The following is a 20,623-nucleotide window of genomic DNA, read 5'->3' on the forward strand; positions in this document are numbered from 1 at the left end:
TCCGCCGAGGCACGCTTCTCAGCCGAGGCGGCAATGTCACTGTGATCGTCACCCAAGGAGGGGGAACGATGCGCACTACGCGCGCTCTACTGGCGGCAGCGGCTGCCGCGGCCCTGATGCTCGCGGCCTGCACGACCGACGAGCCGGCCGACACCGCGGCACCCGACGAGTCCGCCGCCGCCGAGGATCCGGGCGCCGAGGGCGAGGAGGAGCCGGAGCAGGAGACGGCCGACGGCGAGTTCTTCGTCCGCGCGGACTTCGAGCGCCAGCTCGCCCAGCGTGACGTCGAGCCCGAGGGCGATCCCGCCACGCCGTGGCTGCAGGCGATCGAGCCGGAGTACGTCGACACCGCGGAATTCGCGCAGGACGGCAACACGCTCTGCTTCTCCAACGCCTCGGTCAGCAACCCGTGGCGCGTCACCGGCTGGATCACCATGCAGCAGCAGGTCGAGGTGCTGCAGCAGCAGGGCCTGATCGGCGAGTTCCGGGTGTCCGACGCCGCCGACGACGACAACCAGCAGATCTCCGACATCCAGGCCTTCATCGACGCCGGCGACTGCAACGCGATCATCATTTCGCCGTCGACGACGGCGACGCTCACCCCGGCCGTCGAGGCGGCCTGCGCGAGCGGCGTGCCGGTCATCGTGTTCGACCGCGGCGTCAACACCGACTGCATGGTGACGTTCATCCACCCGATCGGCGGCTACGCCTACGGCGCCGACGCGGCGGAGTTCCTGGTCGAGAACCTGGAGCCGGGCTCGACGGTGCTGGCGCTGCGCATCCTGCCGGGTGTCGACGTGCTGGAGAACCGCTGGGCGGCGGCGCAGGAGATCTTCGCCGACAGCGAGCTGGAGGTGCTCGGCGACGAGTTCACCGGCGGCGACGGCGCGGAGATCAAGAACATCGTCACGCAGTACCTGCAGCGCGGTGAGGTCGACGGCATCTGGATGGACGCCGGTGACGGCGCCGTCGCGGCCATCGAGGCGTTCGAGGACACCGGCAACGACTACCCGGTCATGGCGGGTGAGGACGAGCTGAGCTTCATGCGCAAGTGGCAGGAGACCGGCATGACCGCCATCGCTCCCGTGTACTCGAACTTCCAGTGGCGCACCCCGATCCTCGCCGCGACCATGATCTGGGCCGGCGAGCAGGTGCCGTCGGAGTGGGTGCTCCCGCAGGACCCGATCACCGAGGCCGACCGCGACGACTTCCTCGAGCGCAACGCCGACATGCCCGCCCTGCACTACGCCAAGTTCGGCGGCGAGGACCTGCCGGGCTTCCCGGCGGCCTGGCAGGACCGTTGACCCGCTGACCGCACCCCGGTCGCCCGCCGATCACCGGTACGCCGCAGCGTGCCGGTGATCGGCGGGGCTCGGGGGAGAGGAGTCCCGACCGATGACCCGACGCTTCGGGGTCAACACCTGGGTGTGGACGTCGCCGCTCACCGACGCCGCCCTCGCCGACCTGGCGCCGCGGATCCGCGACTGGGGGTTCGACGTCGTCGAGCTGCCGGTCGAGAACCCCGGCGACTGGGACCCCGTCCGAGCGGCGAAGGTCCTGGGCGATCTCGGCCTGACGGCGGCGGTCGCGCTGGTCATGGGTGACGGCCGCGAGCTGGTCGCGACCGGCGCGGACACCGTCGCCGCCACCCGTGACTACCTGCGCCACGTCGTCGACGTCGCCGCGACGGTGGGAGCGCCGGCCATCGCCGGGCCGGCGTACGCGTCGGTCGGGCGGACCTGGCGGATGACGCCGTCGGAGCGGGCCGATCGCTACGCCGAGCTGCGCGACGGCCTGGGCCCCGTCGTCGAGCACGCCCGCGCCGCAGGCGTCACCGTCGCCGTCGAGCCGCTGAATCGTTACGAGACGAGCCTGATCAACACCGTCGACCAGGCGCTCGAGGCGATCGAGGGGCTCCCGGCCGACGGCATCGGCTTGGCGCTGGACGTCTACCACATGAACATCGAGGAGCAGTCCGTCACCGGGGCGATCGCGCGGGCGGCCGGCCGCATCGCGCACGTGCAGGTCTGCGCCAACGACCGCGGCGCACCGGGCGCGGACCACCTCGACTGGCCGGCGATCCTCGCCGCGCTGGATGCCGCGGGCTACACCGGCCCACTCGTCATCGAGTCCTTCACCGCCGACAACGCCACGATCGCCACGGCGGCCTCCATCTGGCGGCCGCTCGCCGCGAGCCAGGACGCGATCGCCGTCGACGGCCTGTCCTTCCTGAGAGGAGTGGTACCGCAGCCTGCCTGATCAGCAGTGTCCGACCGGACATTCCGGTCTCACCTGAGAAGCGAAGTTCGACCGTCGGCGCCGGCACGCCGCGGGGTTTCGAGAAGCAACGTCGCTCATTCCCTGGAGGAACCCCTCATGCTCGTGGCTCTACGCCAGCGATGGTCCCGGCTCATGGCCGTGGCGCTCGCCGCCGTGTTAGCGATACCACTCCTCACCGCACTCCCGTCGTCGGCCCATGAGGGCGAGCACGGCGACGAGGCACACGTCCTGATCTTCACCAAGACCACCCAGTTCCGGCACACCGAGGCGATCACGCAGGGCGTGCCGGTGCTGCAGGCGGCGTTCGAGGCGGCCGGCATCACCTCGGAGCACACCGAGGACTCGTCGATCTTCAACGACGAGGACCTCGCGCACTTCGACGCGCTGGTCATGTTCCAGGCGTCCGGCGACCCGTGGACGGCGGCCGAGAAGGCCGCCATGGAGCGTTACCAGCAGGCCGGCGGCGGCATCGTCGCCATCCACAACGCCGCCGACATGCGCGGCAACTACGCCTGGTGGGACACCCTCATCGGCTCGCTGATGCCGGGCCACGCGGCCACCGGCACCAGCCCGGGCCTGCCCGGCACCGTCCGCATCGAGGACGGCACCCACCCGTCGACGACGCACCTGCCGCAGCGCTGGGAGCGCGCCGACGAGTGGTACAACTTCTCGACCAACGTCCGCGGCACCGCGCACGTGCTGGCGACGATGGACGAGACGACCTACAACCCGGGCTCGAACGCCATGGGTTACGACCACCCGATCTCGTGGTGCAAGCCGTACGACGGCGGCCGAGCCTGGGTGACGGCCATGGGCCACTTCGGCGCGCACTACACGCAGGAGCCGGACTTCGTCCAGCACATCGTCGGCGGCGTGCAGTACGCCGCGGGCGTGGCCGAGGGCGACTGCGGCGGCACCGTGTGGGACCAGTTCGAGCGGGTGCCGCTGGACCAGAACACCAGCGCGCCGTACGCGATGGACGTCGCGCCCGACGGCCGCGTCTTCTTCACCGAGCTGGTCCGCGGGCAGATCCGCGTCTACGACCCTGCCACCCAGACGACGTCCACGGCCCTCACGATCCCGGTGTACTCCGGCGGTGAGGACGGCCTGCTGGGCATCGCGCTGCACCCGGACTTCGAGACCAACGGCCACCTGTTCGTCTACCACTCCAAGGCCAGCGCGAACGACTCCGACCCGGCGAACTTCATCAGCACGCTGTCGCGGTTCACCGTCGGACCGAACTCGCAGATCGACCCGGCGTCGGAGGTCGTCGTCCTCGAGGTGCCGGCCCGCCGGCTCCCCGACGAGCCCGGCCACACCGGCGGCGGACTGGAGTTCGACGCCCAGGGCAACCTGTACCTCGGCGTCGGCGACGACGTGAACCCGCACTCCGAGCCGTCGGGCGGCTACGCGCCGCTGTCCGAGCGCGAGGGCACCTTCCACGACGCCCGTGCGACGTCGGCGAACACGAACGACCTGCGCGGCAAGGTGCTGCGCATCCACCCGGAGCCGGACGGCAGCTACACGATCCCCGAGGGCAACCTGTTCCCGCCGGGAACGGAGCAGACGCGCCCGGAGATCTACGCGATGGGCTTCCGCAACCCGTTCCGGTTCTCCATCGACCCGGAGACCGGCGCGCTGGGCGTCGCCGACTACGGCCCGGACAACAGCCAGCCCAACGCGAACCGCGGCCCGGCCGGCATGGTCGAGTGGAACCTCATCAAGGAGCCCGGCTTCTACGGCTGGCCGCTGTGCATCGGCCCCAACGAGCCGTACCGCGACGTCGACTACACGACCAACCCGGTCACGGTCGGCGACTATTTCGACTGCGACAGCCCGGTCAACGACTCCGTCCGCAACACCGGCCTGACCGAGCTGCCCCCGGCGCAGGAGCCGGCGATGTGGTACGGCTACCAGACCTCGTCGGTCCCGGCGGTCATCCCGGCCGGCGGTGGGCTGGCGCCCATGGGCGGGCCGTTCTACGACTTCGACCCGGAGCTCGAGTCCGACACGAAGTTCCCGGAGTACTACGACGGCAAGCCGTTCTTCTACGAGTGGGCCAAGAACAAGATGTACTCGATCGACCTCAACGAGGAGTCGGGTGCGCTGGAGAAGATCAACCCGTTCCTGCCCGGTGAGCAGTGGATGGCGCCGATCGACTCGAAGTTCGGGCCCGAGGGTTCGATGTACGTGCTCGACTGGGGCGGCGGCTTCGGCCGCGACAACCCGAACTCGGGTCTGTACCGCGTCGATTACGTGTCCGGCTCGCGCTCGCCGGTGGCGCACGCGACCGCGACGCCCGACTCCGGCCACGCGCCGCTGACCGTTCAGCTGGACGGCTCCGGCAGCACCGACCCGGAGAACGAGGCGCTCACCTACGCCTGGGACTTCACCGACGACGGCACCGTCGACTCCACCGATGCGCAGGCGTCGTTCACCTACACCGCGAACGGCGTCTACAACGCCCGCCTGACGGTGACCGACCCGCACGGCAAGACCGGCACGACCACCGTGCCGATCACGGTCGGGAACACCCGCCCGGAGGTGGAGTTCGACCTGCCGCCGGACGGCGCGTTCTTCGACTTCGGCGACACCGTCGAATGGAACGTCGAGGTCACCGACGTCGAGGACACCGAGATCGCCGACGAGGACGTCATCATCCAGCCGGCACTGGGCCACGACGACCACCCGCACCCCGCCGACCCGCTCAGCGGGCGGACCGGCTCGGTGCAGACGGCGCTCGGCGGCGGCCACAGCGAGGACATGAACGTCTTCTACATCCTCAACGCCCGCTACACCGACAGCGGCGGCGCCGGCGGCATCCCGGCACTGGCGGGCGAGGACACGTCGCTGCTGTTCCCGCGGCAGCGCGAGGCGGAGTTCCACGATGACGCCGAGGGCGCCACCACGGGCCCGTCGCGCGACGTCGAGGGGCACGGCACCGCGGTCGCCGGCCAGAACGGTGCGTGGGTGTCGTTCGACCCGGTCAACCTGCTGAACGTCGACGCGCTCGTGCTGCGGGCGTCGTCGGTGACCGGCGGCCCGATCGAGCTGCGCCGCGACGCACCCGACGGCCCGCTGCTCGGCACCGGCCAGGTGCCTGCGACGGGGTCGTCCGCGTACGCCGACGTCAGCGTCGACGTCGACGACCCGGGTGAGAGCTTCACGCTCTACACGGTGTTCCCGGGTGCCGGCGAGCGGCGGCTGAACTTCATCGAGGCCGACGGCAAGGGCGCGGCAACCACGACGAAGCCGAAGGTGGCCATCACCGCTCCGACGCCGGCCGACGAGCTGGAGCCGGGCGAGATCCAGGTGACGGCCGACGCCACCGACGCCGAGAACACGATCACCCGGGTCGAGTTCTTCGCCGGCGGCGAGTCCATCGGCGTCGACACGGAGGCGCCGTACGAGGCCACCTGGACGGTGACGGAGGAGCAGCGCTACCAGCTGACCGCCGTCGCCACCAACGACCTCGGCGTCAGCACGACGTCGCGGATCGTCCAGGTCGAGGTCGGCGACCTGTTCGGCGACTGGCTGACGTTCTCGCACGCCAACGCGGGCGGCACCTTCGACCGTCCGGACACGAACACCTGGGTGATCGAGACCGGCGGCGGCAACATGTGGCAGGGCGTCGACGAGTACAGCGCCGTGTACCTGCCGGGTGCGGCCGGGGCGACCGGCGACCAGTGGACGGCGACTGCCAAGGTGGTCAGCCAGACCAACTCGAACAACTCCGCCAAGGCGGGGCTGATCGTCCGCAACGACGTCACGCAGCCGGGCGTCTCGCCGGGCTACGCGGCGATGACGATGCGCGCGGGCAACAGCTTCGAGTGGCTGCGCGACAGCGACGGCAACGGACAGCTCGACGCGAGCACCGGTGCCGGCACGCACGGGTACCCGGCGTGGGTGCGGATCGTCCGCGACGGCGACCAGTACACGTCGTACTGGAGCCGCGACGGCGAGACGTTCACCCAGGTGGGCGACCCCGTGACGCTGTCGGGCGCGGCCGACGTCCAGGACATCGGCCTGGCCGTCACCGCGCACAGCGGCACCGCCCGCACGACGGCGGTGTTCACCGACTTCGTGCTCGAGGACGGGCTGCCCGGCCCGGACCCCGAGCCGGAGGAGCCGCCGGTCTGCCTCGTCACCGGGACCGACGGGTTCGACGGCTCCGCGCTGGACGAGCAGCGGTGGACGACGGTGCGCAGCGCCGACGGCCTGCCGGTCTCCGTGGCCGACGGCGGCCTCGTCCTGCCCGTCGTCAACGGCGACATCAACGAGGACGTCGAGGGCCCGATCAGCTACGTCGGCCAGCCCGCCCGCGACGGGGCGTGGACCGTCGAGACCGAGGTCTCGCTGGCCCACACCCGCGAGTGGCAGCACGCCGGCCTGCTGATCCACGGCACCGACGACGACTACGTCAAGCTCGCGTTCACCCGCACCAACTCCGGCAGCCGCATCCTCGAGTTCCAGACCGAGGCCGGTGGCACCCGCACCTGGCACGCCAACGTGACGCTGCCGGCGGACTTCCCGTCGACGGCGCACCTGCGGCTGATCAGTGACGGGGAGCAGGTGACGGCGGCGTACTCGGCCGACGGGTCGTCGTGGACGGCCCTGGCCGGCGCAGCGCAGGTGATCGAGGGCTCGACGATCGGCCTGATGGCGGCCGGCGACACCGCGGCCCACGCCGTGAACGCGGTGTTCGACCACTTCACCATCACGCCGGACGTCGAGGACGACGGCCAGCGTGAACCGAGCGACGAGTTCGACGGCGCCGCGATCGACGGCTGCCGGTGGAACGCCGTGGTCCGCTACGACTCGTCGAAGGTGACGGTGGCCGACGGCCAGCTGCGCATCCAGACCCAGCCGGGCGACATCAACGGCGCCGCCAACGAGGGTCCGCGCAACTTCATCCTCCAGGACGTGCCGGAGGGTGACTGGACGATCGAGACGCGGCTGACGCCGACGATGCTGCACCAGTGGCAGCTGGCCGGCCTGATCGTCTACGGCGGCGATGACGACTACGTGAAGTTCGACGTCGTCGCGCAGAACGCTCCGGGCGCGGCGAAGGACCTGCACGCCGAGCTCGTCTCGGAGAAGGGCGGTCAGTTCGGCAACGGCGGCAACCGCAACATCGACATCCCGGAGACCAGCGAGAGCGGCTGGTTCTACCTCCGGATGACGAAGAGCGGCGACACCTACGCGGCCGAGATCAGCGACGGCGGGGTCAACTGGACCTCGCTGGGCGACCCGGTGACCAACGATGCCGAGCTCACCTCGTTCGGTCTCATGGCCATCGGCCCGCAGCAGACCCAGCCGGTCACCGTCGGGTTCGACTACTTCCGTGTCACCACGGACCAGCCGGACGCCACGCCGCCGGTCATCACGGTCGACGGGGTCGCCGACGGCGGCAGCTACGACCTGGCGACGGCGCTGGAGCTGACCGCCACGGCCACGGACGACGTGTCCGGCGAGGTGGCGGTGTCGCTGACACTGGACGGCGAAGCGGTGGAGAACCCGGCCACCGTCACGCCGGAGCTGGGCGCCCACACGCTGGTGGCCACGGCCACCGACGATGCGGGCAACGCCGCGGAGACGACCATCGCGTTCGAGGTCGTCGCCACGTTCGACGGCGCCCGGGCCTTGGTGCAGCGCTACCGCACCGAGGGCGCCGTCGGCCGGTCGCAGGCCATCCAGATGGACACCCACCTGGCCAACGCCGGGCGGCTGGCCGGGCAGGGCACGTCGGGCGCGGCCACGTCTCTGGACCGGTACCAGGCGATCGCCGAGGGGGTGACGGACGAGACCGCGCGCGGCTGGCTGCTGGCATACGCCGACGCGCTGCGGGCTCAGCTGTGACACCTCGCTGAAGACGTGCCGGGCGGCGGTGGTCATCGTCACCGCCGCCCGGCACCCAGCACCCACACTCGCGGCCGAGGCGAGTCACGAGGGAGCAAAGGGCGCACGTTCGTCGTTCGAGGAGGCACCGTTGCCACGCCATACGAGAAGCCCACGACCCCTGCTCAGATCCGCGGCCGTCGCCGCGGCGGGAGCACTGCTCCTGCCGCTCGGCGCGACCGCGACCGCAGCGGCACCGCAAGCCGGACCCGTCGCCGCCCAGGAGTTCGAGATCCTGCACGAGGGCGCGCACGTCCTCGTGTTCAGCAAGACCGCCGGGTTCCGGCACGACTCCATCCCCACCGGCATCGCGACCATCCAGGAGCTCGGCACGGAGAACGGCTGGGAGGTCACCGCGACCGAGGACGCGACCGCGTTCACCACGGAGAACCTCGCCCAGTACGACGTCGTCGTCTGGCTGTCGACCACCGGTGACGTCCTCAACGACGAGCAGCAGGCCGCGTTCGAGGCCTACATCGCCGACGGCGGCGGCTACGCCGGCGTGCACGCGGCCGCCGACACCGAGTACGACTGGGAGTGGTACGGCGGGCTGGTCGGGGCGTACTTCCAGTCGCACCCGCAGATCCAGCCGGCCACGGTCGTCGTCGAGGACCGCGTCCACCCGTCGACGCAAGGGCTGCCGGACCGGTGGGAACGCACCGACGAGTGGTACGACTACCAGGCCAGCCCGCGCGGCGACGTGCACGTGCTGGCCTCGCTCGACGCCGACAGCTACACCGGCGACGTCATGGGCGCCGACCACCCGATCGCCTGGTGCCACGACTACGCCGGCGGCCGGTCGTGGTACACCGGCGGCGGGCACACCCAGGAGTCTTACGCCGAGCCCGAGTTCCGCGCGCATCTGGCCGGCGGCATCGAGACCGCGGCGGGCGTCGCCGACGCCGACTGCGGCGCCACCGTCGCCGAGAACTTCGACCAGATCACGCTGGCTCGCGGGCCCGAGGAGATGGGCGAGCCGATGGGCGTCGCCGTCCTGCCCGACGGCAGCGCGCTGCACACGTCGCGCGACGGCCGCGTCTTCTACACGGCGGCGGCCGGCCAGACGACGGTGGCGGCGGACGTGCCCGTGTACGACTTCCGCGAGGACGGCATGCAGGGCATCGCCGTCGACCCGGACTTCGCCACCAACGGCTGGGTGTACCTCTACTACTCGCCGCCGCTGAACACGCCCCCGGGCGAGGTCGCGCACTCCAGCCTGGACCCGTCGGTCTGGGAGGCCTACGAGGGCCACAACAACCTGTCCCGCTTCACGTTCGCCGACGGCGAGCTGGACCTGGCGTCGGAGCAGGTGATCCTGCAGGTCCCGCAGGACCGCGGCAACTGCTGCCACCACGGCGGCGAGATCGACTTCGACGCCGACGGCAATCTCTACCTGTCCACCGGCGACGACACCGACCCGTTCGAGTCGAACGGCTACGCCCCGATCGACGACCGGCCGACCCGGGCGCCGCAGTTCGACGCCCGCCGCACGTCGGGCAACACCAACGACCTGCGCGGCAAGATCCTGCGCATCAAGGTCGAGGAGGACGGGTCGTACACCATCCCGGAGGGGAACCTCTTCCCGCCCGCGACGTCGGACCCGGAGCGCACCCGGCCGGAGATCTACGCGATGGGCTTCCGCAACCCGTTCCGCATCAGCGTCGACCAGGAGACCGGCGACGTGTGGGTGGGCGACTACGGCCCGGACTCCGGCGGCCCGAACCAGTACGGCCCCGGCGGCCAGGTCGAGTTCAACCGGGTCACCGAGCCGGGCAACTTCGGCTGGCCCTACTGCACCGGCCGGAACACGCCGGCCGAGACCTACGCCGACCGCGACTTCACCTCGTACTACGGCATCGACCCGAACACCGGTCAGCCGGACCCGAACGACGGTACCGCTGACCCCGTGGGCGCCAAGTTCGACTGCGCCGGCGGACCCGCCAACGACTCGCGGCTGAACACCGGGTTGCCGACGGTGCCGCCCGCCGTGGCCGCGTGGCTGCCGTACGACGGCGGGTCGGTGCCCGAGCTCGGCAGCGGCAGCGAGTCGCCGATGGCCGGCCCGGTGTACCGGTACGACCCGGCGCTGGAGTCGGAGACGAAGTTCCCCGAGTACTACGACGGGCAGTTCTTCGCCTACGAGTTCGGCCGCCGCTGGATCAAGAACATGTCGGTCGACTCCGAGACCGGCGGGCCGCTGCACATCGGCCCGTTCTCGGACTTCATGCAGAACACGCAGCTGATGGACCTGGAGTTCGGCCCCGAGGGGTCGCTCTACGTGCTCGACTACGGCACCGGGTTCTTCAACGGCGACGAGAACTCCGCGCTCTACCGCATCGACTACGTGGCCGGCACCCGGTCGCCGTCGGCCGTCGCCACCGCCACCCCGACGTCCGGGCTGGCGCCGCTGACCGTCGCGTTCTCCTCGGAGGGCTCCGCGGACCCGGACCCGGGCGACGTCCTGACCTACGCGTGGGACTTCCAGTCCGACGGAACCGTCGACTCCACGGAGCCGGCGGCGTCGTTCACGTACACCGTCAACGGTGAGTACACCGCGACGCTCACCGTCACCGACTCCGCCGGCAACGTCGGGGTCGCGACCGCGCACGTCGTCGTCGGCAACACCGCGCCGGTCATCGAGTTCGTGTCGCCCCCGAACGGCGGGCTGTTCACGTTCGGCGAGGAGATCGCGTTCGAGGTCAGCGTCACCGACCCCGACGGCCAGCCGGTCGACTGCGAGGACGTCGAGGTGACGTTCGCGCTCGGCCACGACCAGCACACGCACGGCGGCGAGAGCGTGACCGGGTGCTCCGGCACGATCGGCACCGGCACCGACGGCTCGCACGGCACCGACGACAACATCTTCGGGCTGCTGCTGGCCGAGTACACCGACACGCCGCCGTCGCCGGACACCGTCCCGGTCACGGGGACCGCCGAGCTCGTGCTGCAGCCGCGGCACCGCCAGGCCGAGCACTTCTCCGCGCAGAACGGCGTCCAGGTGGTCAGCCATGGCGGGGCCGAGGGTGGCGCCCGGGTCGGCTACATCGACCCCGGCGACTGGATCTCGTTCTCGCCGTACGATCTCGCGGGCACGCGGTCGGTGCAGATGCGAGTCTCGGCCGGCGGTCCCGGCGGTACCGTCGAGCTGCGGATGGGCGCCCCCGACGGCCCTCTCGCAGGCGTGGTGGAGGTGCCGCACACAGGCAGCCCGGACAACTACGTCGACCTCGACCCGGTCCCGTTGACAGACCCGGGCACGGGCACCGGCGAGCTGTTCCTGGTGTTCCAGGGCAACGGCGGCGGGCTGATGGACATCGACGCGTTCACGTTCAGCGCCGACGCTGCCGCGTGCGAGGACCCGGGCGCGGAGGTCGACCCGAACGACGAGTTCGACGGCACGTCGCTGGACCGGTGCCGGTGGACGACGATCCTGCGGCCGAACCCGGCCGAGCTCGCCGTCGCCGACGGCAAGCTGCGGATCGACGCCATCGAGGGCGACATGTTCGGCGGCAACACGTCCGCGGCCAACGTCGTCCTGCAGCCGATCGCCGACCCCGCCGCCGGCTTCGAGACGTCGACCCAGCTGGCACTGCCGGCCGGCGGCGACTACGAGCAGGCGGGTCTGCTGGTGCACGCCGGCGACCAGAACTTCGCCAAGGCCGTCCTCATCAACATCCCCGGTGAGGGCTGGCGGTTCGAGTTCGGTCTCAACCAGGGCGGGCAGGCGGAGTTCGACGCTGCGCTGGACCGGTCCGGGCCGCTGCCCGCGGGCATCAACGAGAACGCGCACGTGAAGATCGTCAGCAATGGCGCCACGCTGACGGCGTTCTGGTCGGCCGACGGCGAGGAGTGGACCGCGTTCGGGCGGCCGCGCCCGGCGTCGGGGCTGCCGTCACCGAAGGTGGGGCTGGCCGCGTACAACGGCATCGGCCAGCCGGCGACGTTCGAGCACTTCACGTTCGGCGAGGCACCCACCGTCCAGTGCGACCCGACCGACCCGGGGGCGGGCTACCAGAGCCTGTTCGACGGGACGGCGGACAGCCTGGCGCCGTGGCGCATGGCCGGTCCGGGCGGGTTCCTGCACGCCGACTGCGAGCTGGTCTCGTACGGCGGGCTGGGCCTGTACTGGTACGACCAGGCGTTCGGGGACTACTCGCTGAAGCTGGACTGGATGATGCCGGGCGACGACAACTCCGGCGTGTTCGTCGGGTTCCCGAACCCCGGCACCGACCCGTGGCTCGCCGTGAACCAGGGCCACGAGATCCAGATCGACGCCACGGACGCGCCGGACCGCACGACCGGTGCGGTGTACGCGTTCCAGAGCGCCGATGTCGCGGCCCGCGACGCCGCCCTGAACCCGCCGGGTGAGTGGAACGAGTACGAGATCGTGGTGCAGGGCGACCGGATCCGGGTGTACTTGAACGGTGAGTTGATCAACGACTACACCGACACCGACCCGAACCGGATGAACCAGCCCAGCTTCGTCGGCATCCAGAACCACGGCAACGGCGACGACGTGTACTTCCGGAACATCCGCATCCAGGAGTTCACGTTCGAGTCGGCGGCGGGGCTGGTCGCGGACCACTACGCGGCCGGCGCGCTGAACCGGCAGCAGGAACGGCTGCTGCGGCAACACCTCTCCATGGCCGCGCGGCTGGCCGAGGACGGCCAGACGGCGCAGGCCGAACGGTCCCTGGACCGCTATGGTGCCGTCGCGTCCGATGTCGAGGACGCAGCGGTTCGCACCGAGTTGCTCCGCATGGGCGACGCCCTGCGCGCGCAGCTGTAACCACCAGAGAAGGAGACGTCACCGTGCAAGCTCAACGTCCTGGGAACGTGGCGAACCGACGCGACGAGTCACGGAGACCGAGTGCGCGCGGCGGACGGGGGACCGGTGCCGGCCGGTCCTCGTCCCCGGCGCCGGGGCAGCAGCACCCGCCCCGGCGCCGGGGGTTCTGGATCGCGGTCGCGGCCGTCCTCGCCGCCGTCAACATCGTGCTGGCCACTCTGGTCCTCACCGGCGGCGACGATTCCGGAGGCGATCCGGTGGCCGAGCGGGTGGCCGAGCTGGAGGCCCAGGAGGAGGATCGCCACGTCGAACTGGTCGCCGAGCTGACCCAGCAGACCACCGCCGCGCACAGCGGACTGCTCCCGGTCATCGAGGGCCTGCACGCCGTGGTGCCCTCCGGCGGGACGGCGGCGGTGTCCGCCTCGGCCACCCCGGCGGCCTGGCACAGCGCCGTCGGCGCCGCGATCGGCACCTTCGGCGAGCCGCCCTCGGGATCGACGGAGTTCAACACCGCCCGCAACGGCCTGCTGCTGGCGATCGACCTGCTGGGCTCGGCGGCGACGGCCTACGAGGCCGCCGTCGCCGCCCCGGCCGGGCCGCAACAGGAGGAACTGCTCGAGCTGGCCGGGCGGCTGCGCGACCAGGCCGTGGCCGCCTGGTCCGTGGCCGCCACCCAACTCGACGTCCTCAACATCGACGCCGGCTACGGCCACGTCCACATCACCCTGCCGTCCCGCCCCGGCGAAGAGGTCGATCCCCACGGCGGCGTCGGCTTCGAACCGCAACCGGAGGACCACACAGACCACGACTGAGCGTGGGTCGTGGGGTGGGGTGGTGTTCCCCCGTCCCCCTGCTGCCCATCCTCTTAGCCCCGGACGGTCGCCTCAAGCGGACCCTGGTGGCGCTTCGCGCCGTGGGGTCCGCTTGACCCGCCCGTCCGGGGCCTAAAAACGGGCAGCTATCAGGGGGACGGGGGAGTCTGGCGACGGGTGCGGGGTCCTGGCGGCCTGTTGGTGTCCACGTGGTGGGATTTGGCGGTGTTCGCGGGGCCATCACGAGGTTCTCTGCCGCTTCACGAGGCCTGCATGCCTGGTGAAGCGGCAGAACGCCTGGTGATGTAGCGGATCGCCGATGATCACCGCGGTGCTCATCCCGGCGAACCGGGACGAAACGGGCACGCGGACCGGCGAGGCGTGCCCAGGGTCTCCCCGTCCCCCTGATAACTGCCCGTTCTTAGGCCGCGGGTGCACGGGTCAAGCGGACCTCAAGGGCGCGCAGCGCCCGCCGGTCCGCTTGAGGCGTGTGCGCGCGGCTAAGAGAATGGGCAGCAGGGGGACGGGGAGCCCACCTCAACACCCCGGCGAAACCCCATCACCCCGACAACCAGCCGAACGGCGAGACGACCGCGTTCGACATGGGAGACACTTTCGCGGTAGGGCGGCGAAAGTGTGGCACGATTGCGCCATGGCGCACACGCTCGCCGGCAGGCCGGAAACGGCGACGCAGGCGAAAGTCCTGAAGCTGCTGCGCGACGAGGGCCCGTTGTCGCGGGTCGAGCTCGCCGACCGGCTCGGAGTCTCGCGTACCACCATGGCCAGCGAGGTCAGCCGGCTCACGGAGCTCGGGCTGGCCGAGGGCGCCGGCCCCGCGGCTAGCAGAGGTGGACGCCGATCGACCCTCGTCGACCTCTCCTCTGACGTGCGCTTCGTCGGGGTGGCCATCGGGGCGACGACGGTGTCGGTGGCGCTGACCGACGGGCGGCTGACGGTGCTCGGGCAGCGGTCGGTCGACATGGACGTGCGCCTGGGCCCGGAGCCGGTGCTGGCCCGCGCCCTCGAGCTGACCCACAAGGTGCTCGCCGAGCACGGCGTCACCCGCCCGGCCGGCGTCGGCGTGGGGGTGCCCGGGCCGGTCGACTTCCACGGCGGCATGCCGGTCTCGCCGCCCATCATGCCGGGCTGGGACGGCTACCCGGTCCGCGATGCCCTGGCGCGCGAGCTGGGCTGCCCGGTGCTGCTCGACAACGACGTCAACGTCATGGCGCTGGGCGAACAGCACTCCGGCGTCGCGAAGGCGGCCCGCGACTTCCTGTTCGTCAAGATCGGGACGGGCATCGGCTGCGGCATCGTCGTCGACGGGCAGCTGTACCGGGGCGTCGACGGGTGCGCGGGCGACATCGGGCACATCCGGGTCGAGGAGTTCGGCCCCACGTGCGCGTGCGGCAACACCGGCTGCCTCGAGGCGTTCTTCGGCGGCGCCGCGCTGGCCCGCGACGCCCTGGCGGCGGCCCGCGGGGGCCGGTCGCCCGCGCTGGCGTCGCTGCTGGCCGAGAAGGGCGAGCTCACCGGCGCCGACGTCGCCGCGGCGGTCACCATGGGCGACCCCTACACCGTCCAGATGATCCGCGACGGCGGCCACCGCGTCGGCTGGGTGCTGGCTAGCCTGGTGTCGTTCTTCAACCCCGGCCTCATCGTCATCGGCGGGCGCGTCGCCCGGCTCGGGCACCCGCTGCTGGCCGAGATCCGTGGCGTGGTCTACCGCCGCTCGCTGCCGCTCGCCACCGGCAACCTCCCCGTCGTCCTCAGCGAGATGGGCGACGACGCCGGCGTGGTCGGCGCGGCGGCGCTCATCAGCGACGCGATTTTCGCCGCGCCCTGATCGGGCCGCTGTCGATTCCGTCGCGGCAGGTCACGCCGCATTCGATGAGAACCGTGTTACTTCGCTCGTGAACTTGCGAAAGTACATCGGAACCTCTTGACCGCGGTTTCCCGTGACGTCTAGTTTGCCTGATCAACGGCGGTTCGCGCCGTTGTCTGCGCGTTCGTCAGGGCCGGCGTCGGGGAGGAGGGGGGCATGCCGCGCCTGCGCGCCCATCCCGTCACAGATCCCCGCCCATCCGCGGGTCGATCGGCTCAACGAGGAGTACGAGATGGCACGTCCCGAACTCAACCGCCGCCAGTTCCTGGGCGCCGTCGCCGGCACCACGATGGCGGTCACCGCGGCCCAACTGGCCGCTCCGTCCGCCGCCGGTGCCGCCAAAGGCATGCTGGTGCCGCCCGGCAAGATCGGCATCCAGCTGTTCACGATCCGCAACCTGGTCTCCTCGCTCGGCTTCCGAGTGGTCTTCGAGGAGCTCGCCCGCATCGGCTACAAGAACGTCGAGTTCGCCGGCTACAGCTCCCCGGCCGAGCCGGGCATCACCGTCCAGCAGATCCGGCAGCTGCTCGACGACAACGGGCTCGTCGGCATCGGCAGCCACGTCAGCCTGAACAACTTCCGGAACAATCTCCAGCTCGAGCTGGACCGGGCCGAGATCCTGGGCCTGCCGTTCATCGGCACCGCGAACGAGCCGGTCACGGCGGCCAACCGCACGGTCGCCGGCTACCAGGCCGCCGCCGCGGAGTTCAACGCGTTCGGCGAGGCGGCAATGGCCCGCGGTCTGCGCTGGTACCAGCACAACCACCAGAACGAGTTCCGCATGGCCGCGGACGACCCGTCCGTGCGCCTCTACGACGTGCTGCTGGCCGAGACCGACCCGAAGCTCGTCTACCTCGAGATGGACATCTACTGGGCCTACGTCGGGCAGCACATCGCGCCCGGGTTCGACCCCATCGACTACGTCGTCGGCAACCGGCTGCGCTACCCGCTGTTCCACGCCAAGGACGGCCGCCGGTCCACGTCGGCGAACGGCTACGACATCGTCGAGTTCGGCGCCGGCGACATCGACTTCCAGCGGTTCTACAGCTCCATCGGCTCTCGCGGCCGGCACTGGTCCCTGTGGGAGCAGGACAACGCGCCGAACACGCCACCGGCCGCCGGCGGCGCGATCGGCGCGGCCGAACGCAGCTACGACGCCATCTACGAGCTGCGCGGCTGACCGCCGCCGTCGCCGTCGACGAGAGGACACCACGAGACCATGCGCCGCATCCGCAGCACGCTGATGTCACTGCTCGCCGCCGCCCTGCTGCCCGTCGCCGTCCTCGCGGCCACGGGCAGCAGCGCCGTCGCGCACGAGGGCCACGACCACGAGGCCGACGATCCCGCGCTCCACTGGGACAACTACGAGAAGATCCTGCTCAGCAAGGAGACCGGCGAGCCGATCGACCTCGCCGTCCTGCCGGACTCGCGGATCCTGCACACCGCCCGCAACGGCGCCGTGCGGCTGACCGACCCGGCCACCGGCATCACCCGCATCGTCAACACCATCGACGTCTACACGAACTCCGAGGACGGTCTGCAGACCATCGCGATCGACCCGGACTTCGAGACGAACCAGTGGGTGTACCTGCTCTACGCGCCGCGCGTCATGGAGGCGCCGTACCCGGAGACGACGCCGTCGGGCAGCGCCCCGACCTCGCTGCCGGCCGGCGAGACCGAGAGCTACTGGGACCGCTGGAAGGGCTACAACGTGCTGTCCCGGTTCAAGTGGGACGAGGCCACCGACTCCCTCGATCTGTCCACCGAGCAGCAGATCATCAAGGTCGAGGCGCAGCGCGGCCAGTGCTGCCACGTCGCCGGTGACATGACCTGGGACGCCGACGGCAACCTCTACCTGTCCACGGGCGACAACACCCCGGCGAACACACCGGGCGCCAACGGGATGGCGCCGAACAACGACGCACCCGGCATGAACCCTGGCCTCGACGCCCGTCGCGGGGCCGGCAACACCAACGACCTTCGCGGCAAGATCCTGCGTATCACCGTCCAGGAGGACGGCTCGTACACGATCCCGGAGGGCAACCTCTTCGCGCCCGACACCGAGGGCACGCGGCCGGAGATCTACGTCATGGGCGTGCGCAACCCGTTCCGCATCGACTACGACCTCGAGACCGGCGCGCTGGTCTGGGGCGACTACGGTCCCGACGCCGGCGCCCCGAACCCCGACCGTGGCCCCATGGGCTACGTCGAGTGGCAGACCACGCGCCAGCCGATCAACGGCGGCTGGCCCTACTGCCACGGCCCGAACGCCAACTACAACGAGTGGAACTTCGCCACCGCCACGCCTGGACCGTGGTTCGACTGCGAGGCGGGGGCCGAGAACAACTCGCGCTGGAACACCGGCCTCGACGTCGTCCCGCCGGCCACCGCGCCGCACCTGTACTACGGCGACAACGCAAGTCACCAGCCGTGGCCGGAGCTGACCGACCTCGGTGGCGGCGGCCAGGGCCCCATGGGCGGGCCGGTGTACCGCTTCGACCCGGACAACCCGTCGCCGGCGAAGTTCCCGCAGTTCTGGGACGGCCACCCGTTCTTCGCCGAGTTCTCCCAGGACTACGTCGCGGTGTTCGACCTCGACCTGGCCACCAGCGGCCCGGTCACGGACATCATCGACTTCCTGCCGAACGCGCACCTGAGCCACGTCGGTCAGCCGATCTGGGACAACGTCATGGACATGGAGTTCGGTCCGGACGGCTCGCTGTACGTGCTCGAGTACGGTGACGGCTTCTTCCGGCAGAACCCCGACGCCGGGCTGTACCGCGTCGACTACGCGGAGGGCAACAAGTCGCCGCAGGCGCGGTTCACCGCCGACCCGATCTCCAGCAGCGAGGCGCCGCTGACGGTGTCGTTCGACGCCTCGGCCTCGGCCGACCCCGAGGGCGCCGCGCTGACCTACGAGTGGGACTTCGACGGCGACGGCACCTTCGACGCCACCGGCGTCACCGCGTCGCACACCTACACCGAGCTCGGGCAGTACTACGCCGCGCTGCGCGTCACCGATCCGTCGGGCAAGTTCGGCGCGCGGGCCACTCAGGTCACCGTCGGCAACGTGGCGCCGACCGTGTCGCTGGACACGCCGGACGGCGGGTTCTTCGACTGGGGCCAGGCGGTCGCCGTCGCGGTCTCCGTCGACGACCCCGAGGACGGCACCACGCCGACCTGCTCGCGGGTGACCTGGGCGTTCGGGCTGGGGCACGACCTGCACGCCCACCCGCTCAGCCAGGGCACCGGCTGCACGTTCGGCGTCCCGACGCCGGCCGACGCACAGGAGCACGGCGAGACCGAGAACATCTACGGCGCGCTGGTGGTCGGCTACACCGACAACGGCCACCTGGGCGTCCCGCCGGCCCGCGGCGAGGCGTCGCTGCTGCTGAACCCGAAGACGCAGCAGGGCGAGTGGTTCGACGCCAGCCAGGGTGTCGAGATCACCGACGACGCGGCGGCGCGCGGCCTGCGCAAGGTGACGTCGTTCGACGCCGGCGACTGGATCGCCTTCGACCCGGTGAACCTGGCGAACATCGACAGCATCGTCGCGCGCGCCTGGGGACGGGGCACGCTGCACCTGCGCTGGAACGACCCGAAGGCGCCGCCGTTCGCGCAACTGTCGTTCCGCAACCGCACCGGCTGGTTCGAGGTCGAGCAGGCCCTGTCGAACGCGCCGGCGGGGTCGGGGCGGCTCTACCTCACCTCGACCAGCGGCTTCGACCTCGACGAGGTCCGCTTCGTCGGCGACGGCGTCGCCGACGTCACACCGCCGACGGTGTCGCACTCGCTCAACCCGGCAACGCCGACGGGCAGCAACGGCTGGTACACCGGCGACGTCGCGCTGACCGTGAACGCGACGGACAACGGCACCGTCGCCAGCCGGCAGCGCTCGCTGGACGGCGGGGTCACCTGGTCGAACGCGAACAACCCCTTGACGATCACCGCCGAGGGTGCCACCACCGTGCTCTACCGGGCGACCGACAGCGGCGGCAACGTGTCCGCCGTCGGCTCGGTGACCGTGCGGATCGACAAGACCCCACCGGTCGCGTCGATCGGCGGGGTGGCCGACGGGTCCAGCCACGCGGCCGGCGGCACCCTCACGCCGTCGTTCAGCGGGTCGGACGCGGTCTCCGGTCTGGCCTCGGTGACGGGGACGCTCGACGGGGTCGCGCTGGCGTCCGGTTCCGTGGTGCACCTGTGGACGCTGCCGGTCGGGTCGCGCACACTGGTGGCGACGGCGACCGACGTGGCCGGGCGGCAGGCGACGGCGACGGTGTCGTTCACGGTCACGACCTCGCTGGCCGATCTCGCGGCGATCGTCGACCACTACGACGGCGCGGGCGTCCTGACGACCGCGGGGGAGAGCCGGCTGCGGCTGCACCTCGACGCCGCCATCCGCCACGCCGACGCCGGCCGCGACGACAGTGCGGTTCGGTCGCTGGACCAGTTCCTGGCGGCCGCCCGCAGTTCGATCTTCGTCACCGACGCCGGCGCACGAGCCGTCCTCACCCACCACGGGGAGGTCTTGGTCGCCCAGCTGAACAGCTGAGCAGGGAGAAGGGCAGCCGGTGGGCCGGCGCGGACCGGCCCACCGGCGCTTCTCCATGATCATCGACGATCGACCCCGCCATGGTGTGGTCGATCACCGATGATCATGGTGCGTTGACCGGTGCCGGAGCGGTTGTTCCGTGGCGACGGCGTCAGGACGGTCGAGAGGTGGGCCGGCCCTCAGCCCTGGCGTGTCTCGGCTCGGTGTGGCCGCTGTCCACGACGCCCGTGATCGTCGGCGATTGCTGGCGTCAGGACACCGGGCGATCGCCGATGATCAAGGGGAGGGCGCGGCGCTCCCGTCACTTTCGTCGGCTTGACGCGGAGATTGCACGCTTTGTGACGAAACACTTTCAAACGTCTTGACATGGTGGAAACATGACGTTTATCTGAGGCCTTCCGAAC

8 protein-coding genes are annotated in these 20,623 nt (G+C 71.0%); all 8 read left to right on the top strand.

Going from position 1 to position 20,623, the window contains the following annotated elements:
• The first annotated feature begins 68 nt into the window (after window positions 1-68).
• The gene (locus tag E1212_RS05825) at window positions 69-1,304 is read left to right on the top strand and encodes a substrate-binding domain-containing protein (protein ID WP_131980267.1); all 1,236 of its coding nucleotides are present in this window, start codon (window positions 69-71) and stop codon (window positions 1,302-1,304) included.
• A 91-nt stretch (window positions 1,305-1,395) separates the two neighbouring features.
• On the top strand, window positions 1,396-2,259 hold the full coding sequence (locus E1212_RS05830; protein WP_131980269.1) for a sugar phosphate isomerase/epimerase family protein: 864 nt from the start codon (window positions 1,396-1,398) through the stop codon (window positions 2,257-2,259).
• 117 nt (window positions 2,260-2,376) lie between these two features.
• On the top strand, window positions 2,377-8,139 hold the full coding sequence (locus E1212_RS05835) for a ThuA domain-containing protein (RefSeq protein ID WP_131980271.1): 5,763 nt from the start codon (window positions 2,377-2,379) through the stop codon (window positions 8,137-8,139).
• Between the two features lie 130 nt (window positions 8,140-8,269).
• On the top strand, window positions 8,270-12,967 hold the full coding sequence (locus tag E1212_RS05840) for a ThuA domain-containing protein (protein WP_203416460.1): 4,698 nt from the start codon (window positions 8,270-8,272) through the stop codon (window positions 12,965-12,967).
• A 47-nt stretch (window positions 12,968-13,014) separates the two neighbouring features.
• Window positions 13,015-13,779 (top strand): hypothetical protein, encoded by a 765-nt coding sequence (locus tag E1212_RS05845; protein ID WP_131980273.1) that lies wholly within the window; start codon window positions 13,015-13,017, stop codon window positions 13,777-13,779.
• Between the two features lie 652 nt (window positions 13,780-14,431).
• Window positions 14,432-15,625 (top strand): ROK family transcriptional regulator, encoded by a 1,194-nt coding sequence (locus E1212_RS05850; RefSeq protein ID WP_131980275.1) that lies wholly within the window; start codon window positions 14,432-14,434, stop codon window positions 15,623-15,625.
• A 271-nt stretch (window positions 15,626-15,896) separates the two neighbouring features.
• A complete protein-coding gene (locus E1212_RS05855; RefSeq protein WP_131980277.1) occupies window positions 15,897-16,844 on the top strand; it encodes a sugar phosphate isomerase/epimerase family protein in 948 nt (315 codons plus the stop codon).
• 39 nt (window positions 16,845-16,883) lie between these two features.
• Window positions 16,884-20,219: a PQQ-dependent sugar dehydrogenase gene (locus tag E1212_RS05860; RefSeq protein WP_131980279.1), complete on the top strand. Its 3,336-nt coding sequence runs from the start codon at window positions 16,884-16,886 to the stop codon at window positions 20,217-20,219.
• Window positions 20,220-20,623: the final 404 nt, after the last annotated feature.

The sequence above is a fragment of the Jiangella ureilytica genome (genome assembly GCF_004348545.1).
GTDB classification, from domain to species: domain Bacteria; phylum Actinomycetota; class Actinomycetes; order Jiangellales; family Jiangellaceae; genus Jiangella; species Jiangella ureilytica.